The following is a 25,338-nucleotide window of genomic DNA, read 5'->3' as shown; positions in this document are numbered from 1 at the left end:
TGCCACCCACTCGCTGAGAGTTCGGCCGGAAACGTTACCTCCTTAATAGCGGCCCGGAAACGACACGCTATGAGTAACCCGCGAATTCTGATTCTGGGCGCGCCGGGCGCCGGGAAGGGCACACAGAGCCGTCGACTGACCGAGGAGTTCGGCGTCGAACACGTCACCACGGGGGACGCGCTCCGCGCGAACAAGGGCATGGACATCAGCCACCTCGACCTGGAGTACGACACCCCCGGCGAGTACATGGACGCCGGCGAACTCGTCCCCGACGACGTCGTCAACGAAATCGTCAAGACCGCGCTCAATGAGGCCGACGGCTTCGTCCTCGACGGCTACCCGCGTAACGAGAGCCAGACGGAGTACCTGGACTCCATCACGGACCTCGACGTCGTGCTCTACCTCGACGTCGCCGAGGAGGAACTCGTCCGCCGCCTGACCGGCCGCCGCGTCTGCGAGGACTGTGGCGCCACCTTCCACGTCGACTTCAACGCTCCCGAGGAAGCCGGCGTCTGCGACGAGTGCGGCGGCGACCTCTACCAGCGCGAGGACGACACCGAGGAGACCGCCCGCGAGCGCATCAACGTCTACGAGGAGAACACCGCGCCCGTCGTCGAGTACTTCCGCGAGGAGGGCGTGCTCGAAGAAATCGACGGCGAACAGACCCCCGACGAGGTCTGGACCGACGTCGAGGCCGCCGTCGAAGCGAACGCGAACTAACTCGGGGCCGACCACCTGCGGCGTTTCTGCGGACCGACCGTTCGCGGTAGTAGCTTCCGTAAGAGGTTCAAGCGGCCACCGCAAAGAACAGCCAAGAAGATGTCTCGAACCGCGGAGAAAGTCCGCTCGCTGGTCCGCGAGGACCCGGAACTGGCCGACGTACTCGACGACCTCCTCGACCACGAGGGCGAGATTCGCTGGCGGGACGTCAAAGGCGACGTCTCCAGCGGCCAGTGGGGGCGCCTACTGGAGAAAGACGTGCTCGTGGAGTCCGGCGAAGGCTTCGAATTCGCGGACCCCGACGGCGTCCGCGAAGGCCTCGAACCCGAGGAAGAAATGGAGGAGAGCCCCGAGTCCTCGTCGTGGTCGAAGTGGGACAAACTCGCGGCGGTCGGCGCCTTCGGCGCGATTCTCGGCTACCAGATTCAGCCGGTCCAGAACACCATCGGCGGCGCCGTCGACGTCGTGCTCGGGCCGCTGGAGTCCGTGCTCCCGTTCTACGTCGTCGTGATGGCGCTGGCGGTACTCACGGGCCTGTACTCGACGCTCCTGCAGGCGAACCTGACGGACATGTCGAAGATGTCCAAGTATCAGGAGCGCGCCCAGAAGCTCCAAGACAAGATGTCCGACGCCAAAGAGCGCGGCGACGACGCCGAAATCGAGCGCCTGCGCGAAGAGCAGATGGAGGCGTTCGGCGACCAAGCCGGCATGCTCAAAGAGCAGTTCCGCCCGATGGCGTGGATTATGCTGCTCACGATCCCCGCGTTCCTCTGGATGTACTGGAAGCTCGGCACCGTCTACTCCGGCCGAGAGATCGTGATGACGCTGCCGCTCGCGGGCCAGGTCGACTTCAACCACGGCCGCATCCTCGTGTTCCCCACGTGGATTATCTGGTACATGATCTGCTCGTTCAGCTTCTCGAACATCATCCGGAAGGCGCTGAACATCCAGACGACGCCCACTTGACCACTTTTTGCTCTGCGTAGGGCGCGCGGAGCGCGCCCTACTCGGCAAAAACTTGGTGAAAAAGCACTCCTCCCTCCTGCCGGCAGAGCGGAGCTCTGCCGAGGTCACGTTCGCTTCACTCACGTGACTGCCGCTCGCTTCGCTCGCGTTAGTCGGTCGTCGGCCTCCGCTCGCTCGCTGTGCTCACTCGCGGAGTGAATCGCGCTTGCGGTTCCTTCCAGTCGCCGCTCGCGCGAATGCTCGTTCTCGGTGTCGCTCCGCGCGAAACCGCCACACGCCGGGTTCAGGTTCAAAACCTCTTTGTCCGCGCCGCCCCCAGCACGGATATGTTAGTCACGATTTCCGGCCCGCCGGGGAGCGGGAAGAGCACGGTCGCGTCCGCGCTCGCCGACCACCTCGACTACGACCACATCTCCGGTGGCGACATCTTCCGGGAACTCGCCGACGACCGCGGACTCTCCCTCGAGGAGTTCAACGAACTCGCCGAGGAGGACTCCCAGATAGACAAGGACCTCGACCGCCAGCTCCGCGAGACGGCCCGCGAGCGCGACGACGTCGTGCTCGAATCCCGGCTGGCTGGCTGGATGGCCGGCGAGTACGCCGACATCAAGATTTGGCTGGACGCGCCGCTGAGCGTGCGCGCGCGCCGCATCGCCGAGCGCGAGGAGAAGACGCCGGCGACCGCGCGCGCCGAGACCGAGAAGCGCGAGGACTCCGAGAACGCGCGGTACGCCGACTACTACAGCATCGACTTCGACGACCTCACTATCTACGACCTCTCGGTGAACACCGCGCGGTGGGGGCCCGACGCCGTCACGGACATCGTGTTGTACGCCGTGGACAACTACGAGCCCTCGAACGACGAGGGGCCCGCGCCAATCGAGAACGTCGACTACGAGTTCTGACGATGCTCCGAGACGCCCCCGCGGACCGCGCCCCCGACGACGTCTTCGAGTTCGGCGTCGTCAACCTCGACAAGCCGCCGGGGCCGTCGGCCCACCAGGTGTCGGCGTGGATTCGGGACATGGTCGGCGTCGAGAAGGCCGCGCACGCCGGCACGCTCGACCCGAAGGTCACGGGCTGTCTGCCCGTCCTGACGGGCGCGGCGACGCGGCTCGCGCCCGCGATGCTGGAAGGCCCGAAGGAGTACGTCGCCGTCCTCGAACTGCACGCAGACGCGCCCGCGAACCTCCACAGCGTCGTCGAGGAGTTCGAAGGACCGACCTACCAGAAGCCGCCGCGGAAGTCCGCGGTCGCGCGCCGCCTGCGCGTCCGCGAGATTCACGACCTCGACGTGCTGGAAGTCGAGGACCGGCAGGCCCTACTCCGCATTCGCTGCGAGTCCGGGACGTACGTCCGGAAGCTCTGCCACGACCTCGGGCGCGCGCTCGGCACCGGCGCCCACATGGGCCACCTCCGCCGCACCGCCACCACGCCGTTCGACGACACGGCGCTGTCGACGCTGCACGACCTCTCGGACGCGCTCGCGTGGGTGCGCGACGAAGACGACACCAGTCCGCCCGGCGGCGACCCCGAGGCCGCGCTCCGGGACGTGCTCGTGCCCGCCGAACGCGCGCTCGAACACATCCCCGCGCTGACTATCGCGCCGTCGGCTGCCGAGCAGGTCGCCGAAGGCGCGCCCGTCTACGCGCCCGGCGTCATCAGTGCTGACGACGCGGACCGCGGCGCGCTCGTCGCGTGTTACACGCCCAACGGCGCCGCCGTCTGCCTCGGTCGCTTCGTCGGCGACCCCGACGCCGACGCCGGCACCGTCGTCGACCTCGAACGCGTCCTCGTGTAACGTAATTCCGAAACGAAGGCCTTAATGCCGGACGCCGCCTCGGTCGATACGTGGGACCGTGGGGTAGCGGTATCCTCGGCGGATGGGGTCCGTCGGACCTGAGTTCGAATCTCGGCGGTCCCACTTCACTTTCGCCCGGAATTTAATTCCGGGCCTACTGCTCAACCTTCTAGAGGCGTCTCCGCGCTTGGACTCGTGGCGCGTCCGATGATTCATACTCCTCGGTCTCGTTGTGCGGGTAGAAATTCGACTGTGACGAGTCTTGGAGTGGTCGCACCGACCGCCCCTACGCGGAGAAACTGACGGGGACTGTTCAATTCTCCGTGAGGGAACGTTGCTAAGGATGCTAATCCAAAGAATCATTTCAGCTGGAGGATAAAATATGATTATGTCAGAAATAGTCGCGGTGGATACTACTAGCCCGCCGGGAGGCGATCAAATGTTTCTGGTTGGTGTAGCAGTTGAAATTGACGATTTAGAACACTTCCGCTCCTATTATTTTAATACTATTCGAGATTTCCTTCGCAGCCATAATGTCCAACTCCCATTTCCTGTAATCAAATCACGAACGGTTCTTGAACATCTCCCGAGCTATTCGATGCGAGACCACATGTCTGAATTAGTTGCCGATTTAATCGAAAATCCAGAAATCAGCCGAATAAATGTATCAATTGGGTGGTATGGGGATGATGTGAACCTAGAATATGATGGAAAGGATCCGGTTCATGGAGCTAGTTTCACATCTGATGTACTCTCGCAGTATTTCGAAATCGTGTCTTTGTGGCGGTATCACCGCTCTCACGAGCGGGATCTGGCTCCGAAAGCGTTCGTAGACAACGCTGCAGGCAAAATTACACCTGCTTGGAAATACTGTGGCATGGAGTTTGATATTGACCTAATTCCGAACGGGGATTTAACTTATCCATCCATATCAACTGCGGACATTATCGCGTATAACCTGGCAGGCTTCCTTGCGGGGCATGATGAAGATAAGTTTACAGAATTCCCGGACTTGGCAGAAGACTATATAATTAACCGAAGGAACTGGGATACACAGCCGTATATCCATGCTGAAGCAGTGAATGAGCGGTATACCGACCACATAGTTCCGACCCTACCACACGGGATTCAAGATTTTCTCCACTATCCTCATCCGGTCTTATTCTTCCATGACCAGGTACTAACTGGAGGGGATAGATCCATGCTGTCACGTACAGATCTACACGGCGCAGCACGAAAATGGGCGTACGAAAACGGTGGTTGTGTGGTAAATCTCAAACCAGACCGATTACCTAGTACTGTTAAAAACGACGATGTGATAGTGTATACAAAGGGTACTGATCCCGAACTTCCGGAGCTTCTCCAAGATCTTCATCCAACGAAAGATATCGGTGTCCACGATAGTGATGAATTAGTTGAGCAACTGCTCAACAGTAGTATGTAAGGAAGTGACACCGCACCCCGGTGGGGCGCGGTTCACACTAGTCCATCAGTTTCCCTCTGTGATAATTCTTTTGTCTCAATTCCCAGCACCCGATAAGATGTAGTAAAAACTCGGCACCTTCGCAATCGGGGATCAATAGAACTCTCCGTCCCACGTAGCCGTGCCCGGCTGAACGTTTATGGCAGGCCCCGGAGTACGCGCTGGTAATGCTTCACGCGGAAGGACCGCTGCTCGCTGTCGACCTGTCGTCGAGGATGTCGGAGACGGAGTCCATCGACGACGTGTTCCCGTCGTTCATCGGCGGGCGCGGAGTGGCGTCGTCGTAGCGCGCCCGCGGCCTAACTGCTTAGGCCAAGGTGGGATGGGCAAAGCGGTGCTACTAGTTCGATATCCGGGATGGCGAGCGACACACCACACAACGTCGGGCGGACGGAGTCCTGCGAAAACTGCGGCATGGAGACGCCCCACACCGTCACTATCGAACTGTGTGTGGAGAGCACGCCGGACGGGGACGTTCCGCTCGCGCGCCAGCCGTACCGGGTTTCGTCGTGCCGGAAGTGTGGGACGGATACCGTCCAACCAATCGACGAGGGGTGAGCCGTCGCTCGCCGGCAGCGCGCGGAGTTTTGGCGGAATATTCAACGTTTTGACCCCTAGCACGTGGTATGATATGACCTGGCGTGGTAGCGCGGAGTATGCCCGTGACGTTCCGGGTGGTGTTGCGCTCGACGGAGACCCAGCCGTCACAGCAGACCCAGGAGAGTGTGCTGCCGGCGATGTCCCAGAAGTTCGGGCAGCGGGTCTCGATTAGCGCGGCCGACCTCGCGCCCGACGACCGGCTGGGCGCGGCGACCATCGGCACGGTCGACACCGACGCGCCCGCGGCGCTCCGGGACGTCTACGAGTACGTGGAACCGCACCGGCTCGTGAAGGTCGGCGGGATTCTGACCGACGACGACACCGGAGTCATCGTGCGGAAAGCCCACGAGGTCGACCGCGAGAGCGTCGAACACCACGACAACGCGGCCGTCCTCGGTGAGGTACACGGCGACCTCCTCGTGCGCGTTCGACCGACGGAGGAGTGAGTACGCGTCGCTGTTCGGCGTGTGAAAATCGGGAAAGTAGGGTAGTTGCTGTGAAGGAACGCCGGGATTACAGCCGGGTCAGGTTCGTCGCGCGCGGGCCCTTGTCGGCCTGCTCGATGTCGAACTCGACTTCCTGTCCTTCTTCGAGGTCCGGACCGCCGACGTCCTCCATGTGGAAGAAAACGTCCTCGTCCGCGTCCTCAGATTCGATGAAACCGTAGCCGCCCGTGTCGTTGAAGAAATCAACCGTACCGGTTGCCATTGCAACTCCAGCTATGCCGCACTGACGGATAACCCTTCCGAGACTGTTCGACCCACGGGTAGCTGTGTCACGGAGATTCACGGGAGCCGGCCAGCGACACCGCGACTCGCCGACGCCGCCCGGCAGCGACCTGCAAGCGCGCGAACACGGGAGGATTTAAGCGTGGCCCACGTCAGCACCACCGATGAGAATCTCGACCGGCGTCTCCGGGCTCGACAGCCTCCTCGACGGCGGGCTCCCGGCGCGCCGCCTGTACACGCTGAGCGGCCCGCCGGGCAGCGGGAAGACCACGCTCGCCGCCCAGTACGTCACGGAGGGCGTGAAGAACGGCGAGGACGTGCTGTACGTGACGATGCACGAGACGCGCAACGAACTCGTCGACGACATGGACAACTACGAGTTCGGGTTCTCGCGGACGGCGAACGCGGAGAACTTCGAGTTCCTGAATCTCACCCGGGAGCGCTCGCGGCGCTCGCTCACCCAGTACGGCCGCGAGTCCGGGCTGTCGTCGCGGCTCGCGTCGATGATTCGCCAGGAGGACTACGACCGCGTTGTCGTCGACTCCACGATGCTGCTCGCGCACTTCGCCGACGACGCGGACGCGGAGGTCACGCACTTCGCGACCGGCCTCAAGCAGACCGACGCCACCGTCCTGCTCGTCTCGGAGATGACCGACCCGACCGCCTACGCCGAGGAGCACTACCTCGCCCACGGCGTCATCTTCCTCCACAACTTCCTGGAGAACGGCGGGATGACCCGCGGCGTGCAGTTGGTGAAGATGCGTGGGACGAACATCGACTGCGACATCCGCGACGTCTCCTTCACGGGGTCGGGGCTGCAGGTCGACCCCGGACGGAAAGTCCGCCCCGAGTGATGTACGACGAATCCTTCTCCCGCGACTGGGACGGCGAGGAACTCGACCGCGAGGAAGCCGTCTGGCGGGCGTACGCGCTCGGCGTCTCCGCGGCGCTCGGCGAACGGAACCCCCAGGAGTACCGCCAGCTCGTCGCCGCTGCGGGCCGGTCGCTCGTGGAGATGGCCTACGACGAGGGGAAGAGTTCCGCGGCGGACCTCGACAGCCAACTGGCCTCGGGGGAGAGCGACCTCGACACCTCGGAGTTCCCGTCCCGCGAGCGCGCGGTGTGGTCGAAGCTAATCACGTACAAGGGCGAGGAGGGCGGCGATGTCGGGGCCAGCGGCGGGGACAGCGATAGGATGCGTCTCCCGGAACTTCTCGACCGAATCGACATCGACACGATCCCGAGAAACGACCTCGACAGGCTGCGGCTCCCGGAGTTCCTCTCGCGGAAATGACATCCGCCCCGGTGTGAACGCCGGGGTTTCCTCACGCTGGGAGTCTCGGCTATGCCGAGTCCACGGAGGCAACTTGCGGGTTCGTGTGCTCCTCGTTGGGACGGGGAGAGCGTGATAACTCCAGCCAATCGTGACTGTCCCACTTGAGGCACACAGGCCGTGCCATCGGCCGTGCTACCGTTTCGTGCCGCCTCAGAAACGTCTCGCTCGCGGCGAGGTCCGCGTGGCCTTCGAAGCCGCAGGTACACGTCAGCGTGTCCTGATGTCGCGTCGTGTCCTCGGTCGAACTGCAGTTCGGACACGTCTGCGAGGTCCACGCTTCCGTGCGGACTTCGACGGTAATGCCGAACTCCTCGGCAGTATACACGAGACGGTCGACGAACCGCCGGAACGCCCAGAAGCTGTGCAGCTTGGCGTTCGTCCGAACCGACCAGTGCGTCTCGAGTACGTCGGTTAAGTCGCCGACGTACACCGTCGAAACACCCTCGTCGTGCAGCCGTTCGACCAGATCCCGACAGAGTGCGTCCATCGCGTGGTCGCGCCGCCGCGTTCGACGACGGTACAGTGAGTCGATTCGCTTCGAACTGTACCGGCCATCCTCGAGCTTCGACTGGAGTTCGGCAATCCGTTGCGTGGTCTCGCGGAACCGTTCGAACAGGTCGCGTCCTTCGTAGAGGTACTGCTCGCCGGTCGTGGTCGTACAGGCGACGATATTGTTCGCGCCGATGTCCAGAGCGGCGGATTCGTCCGCCAGTGGTTGTGCCAGTCGAGAATTGTCGATAGTGACTGGCTGAAAGGCCCTGAATGTCTCGCTCACATCGTCGTAATACAGTTCCAACCGGCCCTGCTTGTCGTACTCTTTCCAGTTGGGTTCGCCGCGAACCTCGAGACGGAGACGCTCGCGGTATCCAAGACCGTACTCCTCTTTCAGGTCTTGCCCGACAAGAATCTCGAGACGAGAGTGTTCGCCCCATTCGACCGAGTACGACGTGTTGCGGATATACGTCCGCAGTTCGCGGCCCTCGTCTTGGTTCCCCCAGAAGCCGGGCTTGCCATTGGCTTCGCCCTTCTCTCGGAGTGCGAAGAACGACTGCCACGCTTCGCGGTTCTTGCGCTCGATCTGTTGAACGGTCGAAGCGCCGAGCGTACCGCCGTACCGACCGCGGTACTCGTCGACCTCCCACACGTCGCCGCCCGGGTCGTCGAAGTTGGTTCGGCGCTGATAATTGATTTCGTTCCAGAGTGCGGCTGAAGCGTCCAACAGTTGACGAAGTAACTCTCCGTCCTCGTCGGACTGGGGAACTACTTCGAACTCGTTGGTGCGCTTCATCGCTACATCTGAGCACGGACGAAACTAACATAAACCTACGGATTTTCGTAGATTCTGTGACGAACCACGTTAACATCGAAGTGCCCGACGACGAACAGTACGAACGGCTGAAGCGCGTGAAAAACGAATACGGGCTGACGTGGCGCGGGATGTTGATCCACGCCGCCGACGACTTGGAGACTCCGGCCGGGGAGTAACCGGTGGTTCGCGTCGTCGAGTGACGCGATTCACGCCCGTCCCCAGAACGCGAAGCGTTCTGGTGTGCGAACGAGACGCAACGCGTCTCGTCACCGCCGTAAACGGCGGGGACTCTCTCGCTGTTTTAGGTAGCTACTCGCGCTTCGCCGTGGGGTTAGTGACCGCACCGTCCGCAGCGGAGCCGAACTGGTCGCCGTACTTCCTGAGCACGCCGGAGTCGTAGCGCGGTTCCGGCTGCTCCCAGTCCTCGCGGCGTTCCGCGAGTTCGTCGTCGGAGACGGCCACGGAGAGTTCGCGGTTCGGCACGTCGACGGTCACTTCGTCGCCGTCCTCCAGCAGCGCGATGGGGCCGCCATCTGCGGCTTCGGGTGCGACGTGGCCGACCATCGGGCCGCGCGTCGCGCCGGAGAAGCGGCCGTCGGTGAGTAGCGCCACGTCGTCCTCGTGGCCCTGTCCGACGACGGCGGCGGTGACGCCGAGCATCTCTCGCATCCCGGGACCGCCCTTCGGCCCCTCGTTCCGGATTGCGATGACGTCCCCGGACTCGATTTTTCCCTCTTGGACGTATGCCATCGCGTCCTCCTCGGACTCGAAGACGCGCGCCGGGCCGGTGTGTTGGGTCTCGTCTTTTCCGGTCACTTTGAGGACGGCGCCGTCGGGCGCGAGGTTCCCCGTGAGCACGGTGATTGCACCCGTCTCGTGGAACGGGTCGTCGACGGGCTTCAGGAAGTCGACATCCCCGTCGACCTCGCCTGCTCGCGGCTCGTCGCCGCTCGCTGATTCCGACGTGCGTTGCACGTCGCCGTCGACGCCGAGGTGGTCGAGTTCCTCCTCGATGGTGCGGCCGGTGACAGTCATGGCGTCGCCGTGGATGAGGCCAGCGTCGAGCAGGCGCTTGATGACGACCGGAACGCCGCCGACCTCGTGGAGGTCGTTCATCACGCGCGAGCCGCCGGGCTGGAGGTTCGCGACCTTCGGCGTGCGGTCGCTGATCGTGTTGAAGTCCTCGATGTCGAGGTCGACGCCCGCCTCCGCGGCGAGCGCGAGCAGGTGGAGGACGGCGTTCGTCGACCCGCCGAGCGCGACCTGCACGGCGATTGCGTTCTCGAAGCTCTCCCGCGTGAGGATGTCCGAGGGTCGGCGGTCCTCGCGGACGCACTCCGCGGCGAGTTCGCCGGCGCGCTCGGCGACGTCGTAGCGCTCGTCGGACTCGGCGGGCGCGCTCGCGGAGCCAAGCGGCGCCATCCCGATGGCTTCCGAGATGGAGGCCATGGTGTTGGCGGTGAACATCCCGCCGCAGGAGCCCGCGCCGGGGCAGGCCTCGTGTTCCATCTCCTCCAGTTCGTCCTCGCTCATCTCGCCGGCGGCGACGGCGCCGACGCCCTCGAAGACGTTCTGGACGGTGATTTCGCGGCCGTCGTGCTGGCCGGGCATGATGGACCCGCCGTAGAGGAACACGGACGGGAGGTCGGTGCGGATGGAGGCCATCATCATCCCGGGGAGGTTCTTGTCGCAGCCCGCGACGGTGACGAGCGCGTCCATGCGCTCGCCGAACGCCACCAGTTCCACGGAGTCCGCGATGACTTCGCGGGAGATGAGCGACGCGCGCATCCCCTCGGTGCCCATGGAGATGGCGTCCGAGATGGTGATGGTGCCGAACTCGATGGGCATGCCGTCGCCGTCCTCGACGCCTTCGACGGCGGCGTCGGCCACGTCGTCGAGGTGGACGTTACACGGCGTGATGTCGGCGGCGGGGTTCGCGACACCGACCATCGGTGAGGAGAAGTCGGCGTCGTCGTAGCCCATCGCGCGGAACATCGCGCGGTGGGGCGCGCGCTCGACGCCTTCGGTGACGTCGGCGCTCGGGAGGTCTTCGTCCTTCTGCTTGCTCATGTATGGTGGTTACGCGCGCAGCGGTTAAAGCACGCCGACTGAACAGATGTTGCCGGTGACCGGGAAGCGCGACGGCGCGAGCGCTCACCGGCGTCGGCGAACAGATGTTGCCGGTGACCCGCGACGAGGCGATGATGTTCGCCCGAATCGGGTACCGGGAAGGTTTGCCAGCGGCAGAACCACCAACACCGCCCGCGCCGAAGTCGAGAGTATGCCCACTCGGGTCGAGAGCGGTTGCCGGCTCCACTTCGGCTTCCTGAACCTCTCGCTGTCCCACGACCGACTGTACGGGAGCCTCGGCGTCGCCCTCGACCAGCCGCGGGTCGCGGTGGAAGCCGAGCCAGCGGACGGCGTTCGCTGCGACCACGAGCGGGCGCGCGAGCACGCCGAGCGCGCCTGCGAAGTCCTCGACGTCCCGGGCGTCGACCTCACGGTTCACGAGGAACTGCCGCCCCACGTCGGCCTCGGATCGGGGACGCAACTCGCGCTCTCGGTGCTGGCGGCGGTGGCGCGAGCGCACGACTCGGACGCTGACTTGCGCGCGCTCGCGCCGGAACTCGGACGCGGCGGGCGGAGCGGCGTCGGCGTCGCGACGTTCGAGGCCGGGGGATTCGTGCTTGACGCCGGCCACCCGACGGGGTTGTTTACGACGGCGGCGCCGCCCCGGGGCGAGTGGACGGTGCCGGCTGTCGCGGCCCGTCACCGAGTTCCAGACGACTGGCGGTTCCTGCTCGTGGTGCCGGACGCGCCACCCGGAAAGGAGGGCGACGACGAGGACGCGAGCATGCGGTCGGCGGTAGAGGCCGCCGACCCCGGGCTCGCGGACCGAATCTCGGGCGTCGTGACGCGGCGCGTGCTCCCGGCGTTGGCGGGCGAGGACGTGGCGGCGTTCGGCGCGGCGGTCGCGGAGGTCGGGCGGCTGAACGGCGCGTGGTACGCCGATGAGCAGGGCGGCGTCTACCGGCCGCCGGTCGGCTGTATCGTGGACGCGCTCGCCGGAAGTCCCGCCGTTTCGGGCGCGGGCCAGTCGTCGTGGGGGCCGGCCGTGTACGGCGTCACGGACGCGGCTCGCGCCGAGGACGCGCTGGCGGCGGGCCGCGACGCGCTCGACGAAGCGGGCGTCGACGGTGACGTGCGCGTGGTCGCGCCGCGAAACGACGGCGCGCGGGTCACGGAGACGGGGCAGGGAAAAGCGTAAACGCCGCCCGCGCGAGTTCCGGGTATGACGACGATTCCGTTCGGCATCTCGCGGCTGGACGGCCGCATCGGGGGCGGCGCCCCCGAGGGGAGTGTCGTGTTGCTGTCGGGGGAGGCGGGCGCCGGCGCCCGCGAGTTCCTCTACACGAGCGCGGTTCTGAACGGCCTCCGGGCCGCCGACCCGGAGCTGTTCGAGTTACACTACGGCGACCTCCACGGCTCCGCGGTGCCGCCCGAGGACATCCACTACGTCTCTTTCACCGCCGACGAGGCCGAACTCCGCCGCGAAATATCGTTCACGATGGACCGCGAAATCGTCGAGGCGGGCCTCGACGCGGTCACGTTCGCGGACTTCTCGCCGGAGTACTTCCAGTTGAGTCCGGTGCCGCGAGAGTGGTACGCGGGCGCGCACCGCTCGATTTCCGACCTCGGGCAGTCCGACAGCGACCGCCGGGACGTCCTCGAAGCGTTCGCGGACTACCTCGACGAGCACGCCAGCGGCAGCCTCGTGGTCGTGGACTCGCTGACCGACCTCATCGGCGCGCGCGAGCAGGAGATGGCGTTCAGCGACGTGGTGATGACGCTGAAGGGACTGCGGAAGGCCGCCCGCGGCTGGGACGGCCTGCTCTTGTTGCACTTGACTCGGGACGCGGTCACCGAGGAGGAGTTCGGGAGCCTGATGACGTCCGTGGACGGCACCGTGCAGTTCGCGTGGGAGAGCGGCGGGAACGAGCGCGTGCGGACGATGTTCGTCCGCGAGTTCCGCGGCGTGCTCGGGCGCTTGGAGGAGGACGACATCGTGCAGTTCGAGACCGAGATTCACGACGCGGGCTTCGACGTCACCGACGTCCGGAAGATTCGGTAGCGCGGGCAACGATTAAGACGGCCGCGTGCCAAAGACGGGTGAATGGCCGATGGCACGTCGGACGCTGTCGAGACGACGCTGGAGGGACCCGTGGCGTCGTGGCTGTCTGAGCGCGCCGACGACCTCGGGGTGTCGCCCGAAGAGTTCCTCGAACGGGTGCTGGCGGCGTACCGCGAGGCAGACGAGCAGACTGACGTAGCCACCAGCGACGACCTCGACGACCTGCGCGCGGACATCGAGGCCGTGGACAGCGAGTTCGACGAGAAGATTCAGGACGTCCGCGAGCGCGTCATCCAGGTCAAGCGCGACGCCGACGCGAAGGCGCCCGAAGACCACGACCACCCCGAACTCTCCTCGCGGGCCGACGAAGCGGTGGACGCCGCGCGGGACGCCCAAGCCGAGGTCGCGGAGGTCTCGGAGGCGGCGCGGCGGCTCCGCGAGCGCGTGGACGCGGGCTTCGACAACTTCGAGGAGGTGTTGACGTACCTCCGCGACGAGAGCCGGGACCTCGGTCGGAAGACGACGACGCTGGCGACCGCGGTCGTGTCGATGCGGGACTCGGTGGCGTCGCTGGCGGCCGCGGAGGCGCGCCGCGAGCGCGCCGAGCGCCTCCAGCAGCAGGCGAACCTCGCGGGCGTCCGGGAAGCCGAGTGTGAGGAGTGCGAGGAGACGGTGACCGTCGCGCTGTTGACGGCGCCGGAGTGCCCGTTCTGCGCGGCGACGTTCGAGGAGGTGGAAGCGAACCCGGGGTGGTTCGGCACACACGTGCTCGTGACGGGGTCGGCGCCCGCGCTGCCGACCGACGAGAGCGCGCTCGACGAGGAGTCCTGGCTCGGCACCGACGGGGAGACGCTGGAGGCGATGGCTACCGGCAGCGACGACGGCGACGACGGGCCGGAGGTCGTCGACCCGGAGCGCGTCGAGGGCGACGCGACGACGGACTTCGACGGCGCGGGCGACCAGCCCGCGGGTGAGCGCGATGAGTGAGGACGAGCACGAGACCGAATCCGAGGCCGAACCCGAGGACAGAGAGCCGCTAGCGGACCTGCGCGAGGACATCGAGCGCAGCCGCGAAGCGGACGCGGAGACGGACGACGACTTCGAGGACCTGTTCACGGATGTCGATGTCGGCAGCGTCGACGAGGACGAGGTTTGGAAGGACCTCTCGGAGTCCGCGGACGAACCGGTCGCGGACGCGGCGGGCGTCGCGGCGTCCGTGGACGTCGACGGGATGGAGGAGGTCGACCGCGACGTGACGGTCGTCCAGAAGCGCCTCTGTCAGGGCTGCCAGCACTTCTCGGACCCGCCCGAGACGGCCTGCAGACACGACGGCACGACCATCGAGGCGGAGGTCGACACCGACCACTTCCGGGTCGTGGACTGCCCAGTCGTGGCGGCCCGCGAGGAAACCGAGGCGAGTGATTTTTCCGGAGACGAGCCCTAGCTCGGGTATGCAGTTCTGCGACGAGTGCGGGTCGATGATGCACAAGCAGGACGACGAGCTCGTGTGTTCGGGCTGCGAGCACACCGAGCCGGCCGGCGACAGCGGCGAGTTCGTCACGACCGCCGCTCAGGACACCAGCGACGTCATCGAGACGAGCGAGGACGCCAACTTCGAGGGGAAGCCGACCGCCGAGGAGACGTGTCCGGAGTGCGGCCACGGGAAGGCGTGGTACACCATCAAGCAGACCGGGAGCGCGGACGAGCCGCCGACGCGCTTCTTCAAGTGTCAGGAGTGCGGGAGCCGGTGGCGCGAGTACGCCTGATTACTGCAACAGCAGCCACGCGGCGGCGACGGCGAGCCCGCCGAGCGCGGTGGAGGCGACGGCGTGGAGGCGGAGGCGGTCGAGGACGCCGTGGTCGTGGTCGTCGAGGCCGCGGGTGGCGGCGTCGTGGACTTCGCTGCCGGTCTCGCACTCGGGGAGGAAGTCCATCGCGACGTGGAGGAAGATGCCGGCGGCGAACCCGAAGAGGACGGCGCGGAAGGTGGCTCCCGTCGGGAACGAGAGGATCGTGACCGCGAGCGCGGCGATGCCGACGCCCGCTGCGGGGAGCAACAGCATCATCGGGGAGCGACCCTGCGAGACGAGGCGGCGGGCGGCGGCGTAGCCCGCGGGCCCCTTGTGGGAGACGATGGCGAGGCCGAGCAGCGGGCCGAGGTCGGGCATCGCGGTGTAGACGACGCCGATGATGGAGCCGGCGGTCAGCGAGTGCGCGGCCAGTTCCGCGGACGTGCGGTCCAGCGGGAGGTCGCGGTGCGTGACGAGGTGGCCGATGGTGTGCGCGCCGAAGCCGACGAGGATGCCGGCGGCGATGCCGAAGCCGCCGGGTTTGGGGGCGTAGCCGATGGCCTGCGGGACGAGGAACGCGGCGGAGCTGGCGACCATCGCGCCGCTGGCGAGGCCGTACCCCCAGACGAGGCCGGTGGGGTGTTCGGTGCTGGCGCGCGCGCCGAGCGCGGCGGCGCCGGCCATCGCGGCGAACGCGACCCACGCGATGCCGAGGAGCTTCCGGGCGTCGCCCGTGCTGAAGACGTACGCTGACAGCACGAGGAACGCGACGAGGCTGACGCCGCCGAGCCAGGAGGTGCGTGCCCGCGCGCTGGCGACGGACTGCGTGACAGACATTCAGTTATTAAATTATACTGGAGTGTTAATAGGGTGTCGGTTGGCCGGCACGCAGAAGGCCCCTCGGGACCCACGAGCGGTATGGACGTCGTCTCGATGGAGTGGCGTGACGTGTTGGTCGCGAGTTGGCCGGTCGACCCCGACGTCGTCGCCGCCCGCCTCCCCGACGGTATCGACGTGGACACGTTCGACGGCCGCGCGTGGCTGTCCGTGGTGCCGTTCGTGATGGGGAACGTCCGACCGTTCGGCATCCCCGCGTCGATCAGCCGAACGTTCGGCGAACTCAACCTCCGCACGTACGTCACGGGGCCGTCCGGGCCGGGCATCTACTTCTTCAACCTCGACGCCAACGACCGCCTCGGCGTCGCGCTCGCGCGCACCCTGTTCCGCCTGCCGTACTACCGCGCGGAGATGAACGTCACGCGCGAAGGCGACGCAGTCGAGTTCCAGAGCCACCGCACGCACGGCGGCGTTCCGGGCCTCGACTTCGACGCGTCCTACCAGCCCATCGGCGACACAGAGACGGCCACTCCCGGCAGCCTCGAAGCGTTCCTGCTGGAGCGCTACCGCTTCTACGTCGACGGCCGCTCGCGGCTGTTCTGCGGGGAGGTCAGCCACGACCCGTGGCAGCTTGCGCACGCCGACGCGACGTTCCGCACGAACGACCTGTTCACGGCCAATGGCTTCGACCACCCCGAGTCTATGCCTCACCTCGTCTACAGCCCCGGCGTCGACGTCACCGCCGAGCAGGTCCGCGTGGTCTGACTACGCGGTCGCGTCCCGCCACTCGGCGAGGTCCAGCACCGCACCGTCCAATTGCTCGGGCACCGACGCCGCCCACGTGAACAGCCCCGCGACCGACTCGGGGTCGCGGCCGCCCATTCCGTGAAGCGCGGTGTCGACGGTTCCCGGGTCGACGCAGCCGACGGCCTGCTCGCAGTCCGCCGCGAACTGGCGCGCGACGCCCTCGCTTGCGGCCTTCGAGACGGCGTACGCGCCGAATCCGTGTTCGGCGTCACGGGCGACACTCCCGGTCGGCACCACGACCCGCCCGGTCTCGTCCATGTGCGCGAGCGCCTCGCTGACGGCCGCGAACACGCCACGGGCGTTCGTCCGCATCGTGTCGTCGAACGCGCTGTAGGACTCCTCCGAGAGCGATGTCTCCCCAGGTTCGCCGTGGTAGACCGCCGCGCACGGCACCACCACGTCGATGCCGGATGCGTCGCCGGCCTTGGACGCGTGTTCCATGAGCCGTTCGAGTTCGTACTCGTCGCGCACGTCCGCCCGCAGGTACTCGCCGCCCAGTTCCGCTGCGAGCGCGGCCAGCGAGTCGCTGTCCCGGCCGCCGAGCACGACCGTCGCACCGTCGTCGGCGAACGCCCGTGCGACCGCTTCACCGAGGCCGCCGGTCGCACCAGTCACCGCTACCGTGGTCGTCATGGCGGAAGCGACGGCGCGACCCAGCGTAAACCTCCCGAATGTCAGAGCCCGAGCGTGTCGCGGTGCGCGTCGAGGAAGTCGGCGGGCGTGGTGTCGTGGAACGACACGCGGTAGTCGACCTGCACGATTGGCGCGTCCACGTCGACGTACTCGGACAGCGAGTGTGGTGTCCCCGCGAGAACAACTTCGGGGTCGACGTTCCGAATGGTGGCTTCGAGGTCCGCGATCTGGTCGTCGGTGTACCCCATCGCCGGCAGCAGCCCTTCGAGGTGGTCGTACTTCTCCAGGGTGTCCGCGATGGAGCCGACGGCTTCCTCGCGCGGGTCGAGGCGCGTGGCGTCGTAGCGCCGTGCGGCGACCGTCCCCGCGCCGTAGTCGGTGCCGCCGTGCGTCAGCGACGGGCCGTCCTCCACGACGAGTGCTTCTTTCCCCCGGACTGCTTCGGGGTCGTCGACGCTCACCACCGAGTCGGCGTGCAGCAGTTCGGCCTCCGGGTTCACGTCGCGGACGTTCCCGACGACAGTCTCGATCTGGTCGCTGCTGGCGCTGTTCTCCTTGTTCACGACCACGACGTCCGCGTCCCGAAGGTTCGCCTCCCCGGGGTGGTGGGTGAGTTCGTCGCCCGCGCGCAGCGGGTCCGCGAGCACGACGTGGAGGTCCGGCCGGACGAACGGCAGTTCGTTGTTCCCACCGTCCCACACGATGACGTCGGCTTCGGCGCTCGCGCGTTCGACGATGGCCGCGTAGTCGACGCCCGCGTACACGACGTGCCCGCGCTCGACGTGTTGCTCGTACTCCTCGCGCTCCTCGATGGTGAGGCCGTCGAGGTCCGACTCGTCGGCGAAGCGCTCCACGCGCTTGGCGGTGAGGTCGCCGTACGGCATCGGCTCGCGGACGACGGCGACGTCGAACCCCCGCGACTGGAGTTCGCCCGCGAACGCCCGCGCCACCTGACTCTTCCCGCAGCCTGTACGCACCGCGTCCACCGCAAGGACGGATACGTCGGCGTCCAGTTGCATCTCGTCGGGGCCGACCACGCGGAAGTCTGCGCCCGCCGCCAGCGCCCGCGAGGCGACGTGCATCACCTTCTCGTGGGAGACGTCGGAGTACGAGAATACGACCTCGTCGGCGCCGCGCTCGTCGACGACCGATTCGAGGTCGGCCTCCGGGACGATGGGGATGCCGTCGGGGTGGTCCGGGCCCGCGAGTTCGGCGGGGAACGGGTCATGGCCGTCGCTCGCTTCGCCGAGATTCTGGCCCGGCGCCGCGGTGAACGCGACGACCCGGTGGTCGGGGCTGTCCCGGAAGACGGTCAGGAAGTCGTGGAAGTCGCGGCCGGCCGCGCCGACGATGACGACTCGTCGCATACCGTGGTGTCGCCGTGCCACCCTCGTAAGCCTACTCGCCGCTATCCGAGGAAGAACGTCGGGACGTAGAGCACGAGACACGCCAGCGACCCGGCGCGGCCGACCGGTCGGCGCGTGTAGAGGACCGCCAGCACGAGCGCGCTCGCGGCAATCATGTAGCCAACGGACGTGAGCACGCCGTCGACGCCGGTCACGTGGACGCCCGCGAGCGCCGCGCCGACGCCCAGCGAGAACAGCGGGTCCGTGATGTTCGACCCGAGCAGCGTCCCGACGGCGATGCCGGTGCGGTCGCGGCGGACGGCGACCAGCGCCACCGCGATTTCGGGCGCGGTCGTCCCCAGCCCCGTGACGAGCCCGACGAGGTAGCTCGGGACGCCGAGGCTGACCGCGAGGCGCTGGCTCCCGGTCACGAGGAGGTGCCCGCCGACGACGACCAGCGCGACGCCCAACAGGACGTAGCCGGTCGCGCGCTGGAGGGTAAGCTCCGACTCAGCGACGTGCTCGGCGTAGTCCTCGTGTTCGGCGAGCACGGCGAGAAATCCCAGGTACGCCAACACCATGAGCGCGCCCTGAGCGCGCGTGATGGTGCCCGACTGGAGCGCGACGGCCATCACCGCCATCGCGGCGAGCATCCCGCCGCCGTAGACGCGGGTCTTCTGCCGGGCGACCGACAGCGGCGCGGCCAGCGAGAGGATGCCCACGCCCAGCGTAATCTGGGAGGTCGCAGAGCCGACGATGTGGCCGACCACGAGGTCGCCCGAGCCGTACGCCGCGGCGTACAGCGATGTCGCGATTTCGGGCACCGAACTCCCGACGGCGACGACGGTGACGCCGACGAAGAACGTGGAGACGCCGGCGTGCCGGGCGAGCTCGCTCGCGCCGTCGACGACGCGGTCGCCGCCGTAGACGAGCGTCGTGACGCCCGCCAGCAGCGTGAGCAGTGCCGCGAGCACGTTACCGGGCGCGGCCTGCGGGGTGGCGGTCGGAGGCGGAACTACGCATTGCGAGGACGGAGACGCCGCAGGGGGAAAACAGCCGGGGCCGGTCAGCCGGTCAGCACCGCACCGGTGAGGTCACCGAGCGGGCGCGTGACCTCGAAGTCCGGCGTCTGGACGTGAATCGGGGCGTCCGCGGAGAGGTCGTAGAACTTGAAGTGAACCGCGAAGCTCCCGTCCTCGGCGATTGGTGCGGCCTCCGACTGGCCGGACGCCTCGTGGGTCGCCCACGCGTACTCGCCGGCGTACTCGGGGTCGACCGCGCCCTGTATCTTCGCTTCCTGTGGCGGGTCGAAGTTCGTGCCCCGCATCGCGTAGCCGTTGTTCCGCCACGGGACGAACCCCTCGTCGATGACGAAGACGTTCGAGAAGCCGGCCTGCTGGAGCGCGGACGCGCGCACCGACGAGAGGTGGTGCGGGCACCCGCAGTAGCAGACGATGCGGTCGTCGTTCGCCCACCCGCTGATGCCGCCGCCCGAGGACCCGGGCTGTGCGGGGCTGTTCACCGCGCCGTAGATGTGGGCTTGCTCGTAGAACTTCTGTCCGCGGGCGTCCACGAAGCGCGCGTCCGCGCGCTGGTGCCAGTAGTGGGCGACGTCGATTGGCGCGAGGCGAATCGTCTCGCCGTTAGCGGTCGTCGTCGGGAACGACGACGGGTCGACGCTGCGCTCGTCGGGGTCGCCGTAGGCCGGCGGGTAGCCGTCGTCGGGGTTCCCGTCGGCGGGCAGTTCCATGTTCGTGTTGACGTTCGACGAACCGAACAGTCCGAGACAGCCCGAGACGGCAGCCAGCGACCCCGCGGCGCCAGCAGCGAGAAACGCGCGACGGTTCATACTCGACAGTAGTCGTCACCGAAGTAAGGACTGTCGCTGTCGGCGGCCACGGCGGGGAGTCAATTGGTTCACTGCCCGCGAATGCGGCCGAGTTTTCTTCAGTGATGCCGACCAACCCCGACCACGATGGGTCTCCGCAGGCGCCTCCGAACCGGTATCACGCTCGCCCGCCTCAGCGCCACCGTGTTACGCGACCACCCGACGCTGCTTTGGTTCCCGCTGTTCGCCGGCATCGCCGGGGTCGCGTTCTTTGCGCTCTCGGTCGGCGTCGGTCTCGGCTTGCTGCCGCTGGCGGCGCTCGCGAACGCGCCCGACGCGGCGCTGTACGTCGCGCTCGCGGTCGGCTACTTCGGCGCGTCGTTCGTCGTCGTGCTCTTCACCGCGGGGTTGATGTTCGCCGCGAAGGACGCCATCGACGGCCGCGAACCCAGCGTGCGCGGCGGCCTCGCGGCGGCGTGGGGCCACAAGCGCACGCTGTTCGCGTGGGCGCTCGTCAGCACGCTTGTCGGTCTCGTGGTGCGCGCGCTCGAAGAGTCGGACAACCTCGCGGGCATACTCGCGGGCCTGCTGTTGAGCACGTCGTGGGCGGTCGTGACGTACTTCGTCGTCCCCGTCGCCATCTTCGAGGACGAGAACATCCGGGGTGTGTTCGGGCGCAGCATCGACATCGTGCGGGACACGTGGGGCGAGTCGCTGGGCGCGGAGTTCGGCCTCGGGTTCGTCCACGCCGCGCTCTTTCTGGTGGCCCTGCTCGTCGCCGTTGTCGCGTACGTCGTGTCGGGGAGCGTCGCCGCAGCGGCCGCCGTGGGCCTGCCGCTGGTCGTGGTCGCGTTCGTCGTCGCGGCCACGCTGAACGGCGTCGCGAAGGTCGCCCTCTACGAGTACGCGACCACGGGCGAACCGCCGAACTACTTCGAGAACGTCGACTTCGACGTCGGCGGCGGAAACGACGGTACCCGACAGCCCAAGTCGCTGCTCGGGAAACGGCGCCGCGGTGGCATCTAGAGTCGCTCCAGCTCTTCGACAGTCAGGTCGCTGTCGTCCGCGTCGCCCGTATTCGTCGTGCCCGACGGTTCGAACAGCATCACTTTCGTCTCCTCGTGGGCGACCGGGCGGTGTTCGACGCCCGCGGGCGCGACGGTCAGGTCGCCGGGACCGAGGTGGACCGCGTCGTCGCGGTCGTCCTCGCGGTACTCGATAGTGAGGTCGCCGTCGACCACATAGAACAGTTCGTCGACGTCCTCGTGGGCGTGCCAGACGAACTCGCCGTCCAAACGCGCGACCTTCACCTGCTGGTCGTTCAGTTCGGCGAGCACGCGGGGCTCCCACGTCTCCTCGAACGACGCGAACGCTTCGGCGAGCGAACGAGCTTCCATGCGCGGAAGTGGGGGTTGCGGGGCGAAAGGTCGTTCGGCGCCGGCAGCCGTGTGCGAGGGCGTCACAGACTACAGCGGGGACGCAACCCGTTTGTACGGCGGTCACCTGTACCCAATAATGAGTTATCGGATTGGGCTCGTGGGCAAGCCCTCTGTGGGGAAGTCCACGTTCTTCAACGCGGCGACGATGAACGACGTGCCGGAGGGCGCGTACCCGTTCACGACGATCGACCCGGCGGTCGGCGAAGCCTACGTGCGCGTGGACTGCGCGGCACCCGAATTCGACGAGACGTGCACGCCCTCGACGGGCTACTGCGCCGACGGCACGCGCTTCGTCCCGACGAAACTCGTGGACGTCGCGGGGCTCATCCCCGGCGCTCACGAGGGCGCTGGCCTCGGCAACCAGTTCCTCACGGACCTCAACGAGGCGGACGTGCTCGTTCACGTCGTCGACTTCTCCGGGACGACGGACATGGAGGGCGAAACCACCGAGGGCCACGACCCCCGGGAGGACATCGACTTCCTCGAAGACGAACTCGACCAGTGGTACCTGGACATCCTGGAGAAGGGCATCGAGCGCTTCGAGGGCCAGCACGCCGGCGAGACCGCCCTCGAAGTCGAGCTCGCCGAGCAGATGAGCGCGTTCCGCACCACCGACGAGGAGATCAAGCAGGTGATTCTGTCGCTGGGCCTCGAACTCGACCCCGAGACGTGGGACTCTGAGGACCGGATGGCGCTCGCCCGCGAGATTCGCAAGCGCACGAAACCGATGGTTGTCGCCGCGAACAAGATGGACACGGCGGCCGCACAGGAGAACTGGGAGACCATCACCGACGACCCCGACTACGACCACCTGACGTTCGTGCCGACGAGCGCGCACGCCGAGAAGGCGCTCAAGCAGGCCCACGAGGGCGGCGTCGTCGACTACCGTCCCGGCAGCGACGACTTCGAGATTACGGGCGAGGTCGGCGACGAGCAGGCCGCCGGCCTCGAATCGATTCGCGGGTTCCTCGACGAGTTCGGCGGCACGGGCGTCCAGCAGGCCTTGGAGGCCGCGCTGTTCGACGAACTCGGCGTCGTCCCCGTCTTCCCGGGCTCGGCGAACGGGCTCGGGACGACCGACGGCCGCGTGCTCCCGGACATCTTCCTGCTGCCCGAGGGCGCGACCGCCGAGGACTTCGCGTACCACGTCCACAGCGACGTCGGCGAGGGCTTCCTGCACGCCAAGGACTGCCGCGCGAACCGGCAGATTGCGGCCGACCACGAACTCGACGACCGGGATGTCGTCGAAATCGTCACCACGAACTGAGCGCGGGACCGACGCGTTCAGGGACCGGGAGACGAACGGTTCGGCCATGTCACCGTGGCTGGTGTTGCTCGTTGCCGGACTGTTCGAGACCGTCTGGGCGGTCGGCCTCGCGTACACCGACGGGTTCACGGAGCCGCTGCCGTCGGTCGCGACGCTGGCGGCGATGGGCGTCTCCGTCTACTTGTTGTCACGAGCCGTCCAACAGATTCCGGTCGGGACGGCGTACGCCGTCTGGACGGGCATCGGCGCGGTGTCGACCGCGATTCTCGGCGTCTACCTCTTCGACGAACCGGTGTCGGTGCCGCGCGTGCTCTGTATCGGCCTCGTCGTGGTTGGCATCGCTGGCCTCCAACTCACGAGTAGCGGCCACGCTTAGAGCACGACGCCCGAGCGCAGCACCGCGATGAGCGCCGTGAGGACGGGGATGCCGAGGAGCGTGGTGACGAGCACGCTCGTCGACACGTACTCGGGGACGGAGACGCCGTCCGAGCGCGCGCCCGCGGCGAACTCGCCGACGAGAATGACGGGAGTGACCGCGGCGGGCATCGCGGCTTCGAGGACGAATACGCGCGCAACAGTCACGTCCCCGAACGGGACGGCGAGCGCCACTGCGAGCCCGACCAGCGGCGCGACGCCGAGTTTGAGGACGGTCGCGGGCCACGTCCGGGAGACCGCCGCGCCCGTGTCGGTGCGCGCAATCTGGATGCCGAGCACGAGCAACATCACGGGGATCGAGGCGTCGCCGACGAGCTGTAGCGTCTGCATACTGGTGCCACCGGCCGGCGGGACGACGCCGAGCGCGCGAGCCCCAAGCGCCGCGAGAACCGCGTACACGAGCGGCAGGCGGAACACGCGCCGGACGCCGACAAGTCCCGCCGACCCGCCGCTTCGGGAGGCGGCGTAGACGCCGACCGTGTACATCAACACCGACTGCACGGAGAGGAACACGACCGCTGTCTGCCGGCCGACGTCGCCGAACGCGAAGTCCGAGACGGGGATGCCGAGGTTGCCGGAGTTCGTGAACATCGCGACGAGCACGAGCGCGCTCAGAATCGGCTCGCGCTCGCCGACAGCGCGGCCCGCGGCCTCCGCGACGACCCACATCGCGAGCGTGAACGCGACGACAGCGACTGTCAGCCACTGGAGGGTCGACGCGCCGAGCGTCGACCCGGCGAGGCTGTGGAACACCAGCGCGGGCGCGAGCACGTAGACGACCACAGTGTTCAGCGGCTGGGGGTCGACATCTCTCAGCGCACCGAGCGCGTACCCGACGGCCGCGATGGCGACTGTCGGCCCGACCGCACCGAGGAAGATGCCGGTGACGTCGACCATCAGGCTCTCTCCGGGCGCCGCGAGCGGTTCGTGGGCGAGGCGACGGGGCGTGGGTCCGGAAGCACGGTCTCGATTCGATGCTCGCCGTTTGGACGTTTCTGTATTTCGACAGCAGCGCGACCCCGCACCCGAGTGAGGTGTGGTACCACGCCTTCCCGTTGATTTAAACGTCTCGGACGGCTATATCAGGTGTGAGCGAAGAATCTGGGCGCCGCAACCTGCGGATGCCCGACGAAGACGAACTTTTCGCCGTCGTGACCGAACACAACGGCGGAAACCACGTTCGTGTGCGGTGCGAAGACGGCGAGAACCGAATGGGCCGCATCCCCGGCCGCATGAAGTACCGGACCTGGATCAACGAGGGCGACGTCGTGCTCGTCGAGCCGTGGGACTGGCAGGACGAGAAAGCCAACATCGAGTGGCGCTACGACGAGCAGGACGCCGACCAGCTCCGCGAAGAAGGCCACATCAACTGATTCGCGGTCTGCGACGCCGGACTGCAGTTCTCTCTGTATTTCGAGTTCGTAGCGCCGCCGCCGTTCTCACTCCTCGTCGGCCAGCGACACCGTAAGTACGGGCACGTCCGCGGACGCAACGACCTCTCGGGAGACGCTGCCGAGCATCGAGTTCTCGAAGTCGCTGCGCCGCGTCCCCATCACGACGAGGTCCGCCTCCGCGTCGCCAGCGTAGCCGAGAATCTCCTCGCCGGGGTCGCCGCGGCGCAGTTCCGTCTCGACGGCGACGCCCTCGGCCTCGAAGGTCTGTTTGGCCTCGCTGAGCGCGCTCCGTCCCTCCACCCGGAGCTGCTGGACGGCTTCGTCCTGCATCGCTTCGTCGAGCGTGAGGAACGCGCGGTCGTCGACCACGTAGAGCACGTGGACGGTCGCATCGCGGCGCGCGGCGATGTCCGCGGCGTGCGCGAACAGCTTCGAGGACGCGTCGCCGCCGTCCGTCGGGACCAGAATCCGGTCGTACATGGTCGCC

The 25,338-nt window shown here is 67.1% G+C and carries 31 protein-coding genes and 1 tRNA gene; 21 read left to right on the top strand and 11 right to left on the bottom strand.

Annotation, left to right across the window (positions count from 1 at the left end):
* Positions 1-69: 69 nt before the first annotated feature.
* From AVZ66_RS10320 to AVZ66_RS10290, 8 genes are all read left to right on the top strand, one after another.
* On the top strand, positions 70-720 hold the full coding sequence (locus AVZ66_RS10320; RefSeq protein WP_058984001.1) for an adenylate kinase: 651 nt from the start codon (positions 70-72) through the stop codon (positions 718-720).
* Positions 721-819: 99 nt separating this feature from the next.
* Positions 820-1,686 (top strand): DUF106 domain-containing protein, encoded by an 867-nt coding sequence (locus AVZ66_RS10315; RefSeq protein WP_058984000.1) that lies wholly within the window; start codon positions 820-822, stop codon positions 1,684-1,686.
* A 326-nt stretch (positions 1,687-2,012) separates the two neighbouring features.
* Positions 2,013-2,591, top strand: a complete 579-nt coding sequence (cmk, locus tag AVZ66_RS10310) for a (d)CMP kinase (RefSeq protein ID WP_058983999.1) — start codon at positions 2,013-2,015, stop codon at positions 2,589-2,591.
* 2 nt (positions 2,592-2,593) lie between these two features.
* Positions 2,594-3,487 (top strand): RNA-guided pseudouridylation complex pseudouridine synthase subunit Cbf5, encoded by an 894-nt coding sequence (locus tag AVZ66_RS10305; protein WP_058983998.1) that lies wholly within the window; start codon positions 2,594-2,596, stop codon positions 3,485-3,487.
* 52 nt (positions 3,488-3,539) lie between these two features.
* A tRNA-Pro gene (locus tag AVZ66_RS10300) sits at positions 3,540-3,610 on the top strand.
* A 265-nt stretch (positions 3,611-3,875) separates the two neighbouring features.
* Complete coding sequence (locus AVZ66_RS16270; RefSeq protein ID WP_157575647.1) at positions 3,876-4,931, top strand: hypothetical protein; 1,056 nt, start codon at positions 3,876-3,878, stop codon at positions 4,929-4,931.
* A gap of 396 nt (positions 4,932-5,327) precedes the next feature.
* Positions 5,328-5,528: a hypothetical protein gene (locus AVZ66_RS10295; RefSeq protein WP_058983997.1), complete on the top strand. Its 201-nt coding sequence runs from the start codon at positions 5,328-5,330 to the stop codon at positions 5,526-5,528.
* Between the two features lie 98 nt (positions 5,529-5,626).
* Positions 5,627-6,016: a hypothetical protein gene (locus AVZ66_RS10290; protein WP_058983996.1), complete on the top strand. Its 390-nt coding sequence runs from the start codon at positions 5,627-5,629 to the stop codon at positions 6,014-6,016.
* Positions 6,017-6,083: 67 nt separating this feature from the next.
* Here AVZ66_RS10290 and AVZ66_RS10285 read toward each other — a convergent pair whose 3' ends face one another.
* The gene (locus tag AVZ66_RS10285; protein ID WP_058983995.1) at positions 6,084-6,278 is read right to left on the bottom strand and encodes a cold-shock protein; all 195 of its coding nucleotides are present in this window, start codon (positions 6,276-6,278) and stop codon (positions 6,084-6,086) included.
* A 184-nt stretch (positions 6,279-6,462) separates the two neighbouring features.
* Between AVZ66_RS10285 and AVZ66_RS10280 the strand changes: the two genes are divergently transcribed.
* Both AVZ66_RS10280 and AVZ66_RS10275 read left to right on the top strand, forming a co-directional pair.
* A complete protein-coding gene (locus tag AVZ66_RS10280; RefSeq protein ID WP_058983994.1) occupies positions 6,463-7,152 on the top strand; it encodes an ATPase domain-containing protein in 690 nt (229 codons plus the stop codon).
* On the top strand, positions 7,152-7,592 hold the full coding sequence (locus AVZ66_RS10275; protein ID WP_058983993.1) for a hypothetical protein: 441 nt from the start codon (positions 7,152-7,154) through the stop codon (positions 7,590-7,592). The genes AVZ66_RS10280 and AVZ66_RS10275 overlap by 1 nt, the downstream gene beginning before the upstream one ends.
* Before the next feature lie 49 nt (positions 7,593-7,641).
* Here the strand turns inward: AVZ66_RS10275 and AVZ66_RS10270 are convergent, their stop codons facing one another.
* Positions 7,642-8,922, bottom strand: a complete 1,281-nt coding sequence (locus AVZ66_RS10270) for an RNA-guided endonuclease TnpB family protein (protein ID WP_058983992.1) — start codon at positions 8,920-8,922, stop codon at positions 7,642-7,644.
* Between the two features lie 56 nt (positions 8,923-8,978).
* Here AVZ66_RS10270 and AVZ66_RS16655 point away from each other — a divergent pair, with 56 nt between their 5' ends.
* Positions 8,979-9,119: a hypothetical protein gene (locus tag AVZ66_RS16655; RefSeq protein ID WP_197407752.1), complete on the top strand. Its 141-nt coding sequence runs from the start codon at positions 8,979-8,981 to the stop codon at positions 9,117-9,119.
* A gap of 133 nt (positions 9,120-9,252) precedes the next feature.
* Here the strand turns inward: AVZ66_RS16655 and ilvD are convergent, their stop codons facing one another.
* Positions 9,253-11,013 carry a dihydroxy-acid dehydratase gene (gene ilvD, locus AVZ66_RS10265; RefSeq protein WP_058983991.1) on the bottom strand — a complete coding sequence of 587 codons (1,761 nt, stop codon included), beginning with the start codon at positions 11,011-11,013 and terminating at the stop codon, positions 9,253-9,255.
* A gap of 211 nt (positions 11,014-11,224) precedes the next feature.
* Between ilvD and AVZ66_RS10260 the strand changes: the two genes are divergently transcribed.
* The 5 genes from AVZ66_RS10260 to AVZ66_RS10240 are packed head-to-tail and all read left to right on the top strand — an operon-like array spanning position 11,225 to position 14,841.
* The gene (locus AVZ66_RS10260; RefSeq protein ID WP_058983990.1) at positions 11,225-12,211 is read left to right on the top strand and encodes a beta-ribofuranosylaminobenzene 5'-phosphate synthase family protein; all 987 of its coding nucleotides are present in this window, start codon (positions 11,225-11,227) and stop codon (positions 12,209-12,211) included.
* 24 nt (positions 12,212-12,235) lie between these two features.
* Positions 12,236-13,075, top strand: a complete 840-nt coding sequence (locus AVZ66_RS10255) for a hypothetical protein (protein WP_058983989.1) — start codon at positions 12,236-12,238, stop codon at positions 13,073-13,075.
* Between the two features lie 42 nt (positions 13,076-13,117).
* On the top strand, positions 13,118-14,062 hold the full coding sequence (locus AVZ66_RS10250) for a hypothetical protein (protein ID WP_058983988.1): 945 nt from the start codon (positions 13,118-13,120) through the stop codon (positions 14,060-14,062).
* Positions 14,055-14,519, top strand: coding sequence for a hypothetical protein (locus AVZ66_RS10245; protein ID WP_157575646.1), 465 nt, complete (start codon positions 14,055-14,057; stop codon positions 14,517-14,519). The genes AVZ66_RS10250 and AVZ66_RS10245 overlap by 8 nt, the downstream gene beginning before the upstream one ends.
* 7 nt (positions 14,520-14,526) lie before the next feature.
* A complete protein-coding gene (locus AVZ66_RS10240) occupies positions 14,527-14,841 on the top strand; it encodes a transcription factor S (RefSeq protein ID WP_058983986.1) in 315 nt (104 codons plus the stop codon).
* Here AVZ66_RS10240 and AVZ66_RS10235 read toward each other — a convergent pair whose 3' ends face one another.
* A complete protein-coding gene (locus AVZ66_RS10235) occupies positions 14,842-15,702 on the bottom strand; it encodes a hypothetical protein (RefSeq protein ID WP_058983985.1) in 861 nt (286 codons plus the stop codon).
* Positions 15,703-15,783: 81 nt separating this feature from the next.
* Between AVZ66_RS10235 and AVZ66_RS10230 the strand changes: the two genes are divergently transcribed.
* Positions 15,784-16,467, top strand: coding sequence for a YqjF family protein (locus AVZ66_RS10230; RefSeq protein WP_058983984.1), 684 nt, complete (start codon positions 15,784-15,786; stop codon positions 16,465-16,467).
* Here the strand turns inward: AVZ66_RS10230 and AVZ66_RS10225 are convergent, their stop codons facing one another.
* The 4 genes from AVZ66_RS10225 to AVZ66_RS10210 form a co-directional block, all read right to left on the bottom strand.
* Positions 16,468-17,142: an SDR family oxidoreductase gene (locus tag AVZ66_RS10225; protein ID WP_058983983.1), complete on the bottom strand. Its 675-nt coding sequence runs from the start codon at positions 17,140-17,142 to the stop codon at positions 16,468-16,470. It abuts the gene before it with no gap.
* Positions 17,143-17,183: 41 nt separating this feature from the next.
* Positions 17,184-18,509 (bottom strand): hypothetical protein, encoded by a 1,326-nt coding sequence (locus AVZ66_RS10220; protein WP_058983982.1) that lies wholly within the window; start codon positions 18,507-18,509, stop codon positions 17,184-17,186.
* Between the two features lie 41 nt (positions 18,510-18,550).
* Positions 18,551-19,462 carry a sodium:calcium antiporter gene (locus AVZ66_RS10215; protein WP_058983981.1) on the bottom strand — a complete coding sequence of 304 codons (912 nt, stop codon included), beginning with the start codon at positions 19,460-19,462 and terminating at the stop codon, positions 18,551-18,553.
* A 92-nt stretch (positions 19,463-19,554) separates the two neighbouring features.
* Positions 19,555-20,337: a rhodanese-like domain-containing protein gene (locus AVZ66_RS10210; protein WP_058983980.1), complete on the bottom strand. Its 783-nt coding sequence runs from the start codon at positions 20,335-20,337 to the stop codon at positions 19,555-19,557.
* 126 nt (positions 20,338-20,463) lie between these two features.
* On the opposite strand from AVZ66_RS10210, the gene AVZ66_RS10205 reads away from it, so the two are divergent.
* Positions 20,464-21,342 (top strand): DUF6159 family protein, encoded by an 879-nt coding sequence (locus AVZ66_RS10205; protein ID WP_058983979.1) that lies wholly within the window; start codon positions 20,464-20,466, stop codon positions 21,340-21,342.
* Here AVZ66_RS10205 and AVZ66_RS10200 read toward each other — a convergent pair.
* Entirely contained in the window at positions 21,339-21,713 is a 375-nt protein-coding gene (locus tag AVZ66_RS10200; protein WP_058983978.1) for a cupin domain-containing protein, read from the bottom strand. The two genes, AVZ66_RS10205 and AVZ66_RS10200, sit on opposite strands and share 4 nt — an antisense overlap.
* 118 nt (positions 21,714-21,831) lie before the next feature.
* Here AVZ66_RS10200 and AVZ66_RS10195 point away from each other — a divergent pair, with 118 nt between their 5' ends.
* Together AVZ66_RS10195 and AVZ66_RS10190 are read left to right on the top strand one after the other, a co-directional pair.
* Positions 21,832-23,022: a redox-regulated ATPase YchF gene (locus tag AVZ66_RS10195; RefSeq protein ID WP_058983977.1), complete on the top strand. Its 1,191-nt coding sequence runs from the start codon at positions 21,832-21,834 to the stop codon at positions 23,020-23,022.
* Positions 23,023-23,068: 46 nt separating this feature from the next.
* Complete coding sequence (locus AVZ66_RS10190; RefSeq protein WP_058983976.1) at positions 23,069-23,398, top strand: multidrug efflux SMR transporter; 330 nt, start codon at positions 23,069-23,071, stop codon at positions 23,396-23,398.
* Here the strand turns inward: AVZ66_RS10190 and AVZ66_RS10185 are convergent.
* Complete coding sequence (locus AVZ66_RS10185) at positions 23,395-24,354, bottom strand: AEC family transporter (protein WP_058983975.1); 960 nt, start codon at positions 24,352-24,354, stop codon at positions 23,395-23,397. The two genes, AVZ66_RS10190 and AVZ66_RS10185, sit on opposite strands and share 4 nt — an antisense overlap.
* 191 nt (positions 24,355-24,545) lie before the next feature.
* Between AVZ66_RS10185 and eif1A the strand changes: the two genes are divergently transcribed.
* Entirely contained in the window at positions 24,546-24,830 is a 285-nt protein-coding gene (gene eif1A / locus AVZ66_RS10180; protein ID WP_058983974.1) for a translation initiation factor eIF-1A, read from the top strand.
* Positions 24,831-24,896: 66 nt separating this feature from the next.
* On the opposite strand, the gene AVZ66_RS10175 is transcribed toward eif1A, so the two are convergent.
* Positions 24,897-25,331, bottom strand: a complete 435-nt coding sequence (locus tag AVZ66_RS10175) for a universal stress protein (protein ID WP_058983973.1) — start codon at positions 25,329-25,331, stop codon at positions 24,897-24,899.
* Positions 25,332-25,338: the final 7 nt, after the last annotated feature.

This window comes from Halobacterium sp. CBA1132 (assembly GCF_001485535.1).
Taxonomy (GTDB): Archaea; Halobacteriota; Halobacteria; order Halobacteriales; family Halobacteriaceae; genus Halobacterium.
Note: the sequence above shows the minus strand (reverse complement) of the source record. Positions and strands in the feature narration are given on the sequence as shown.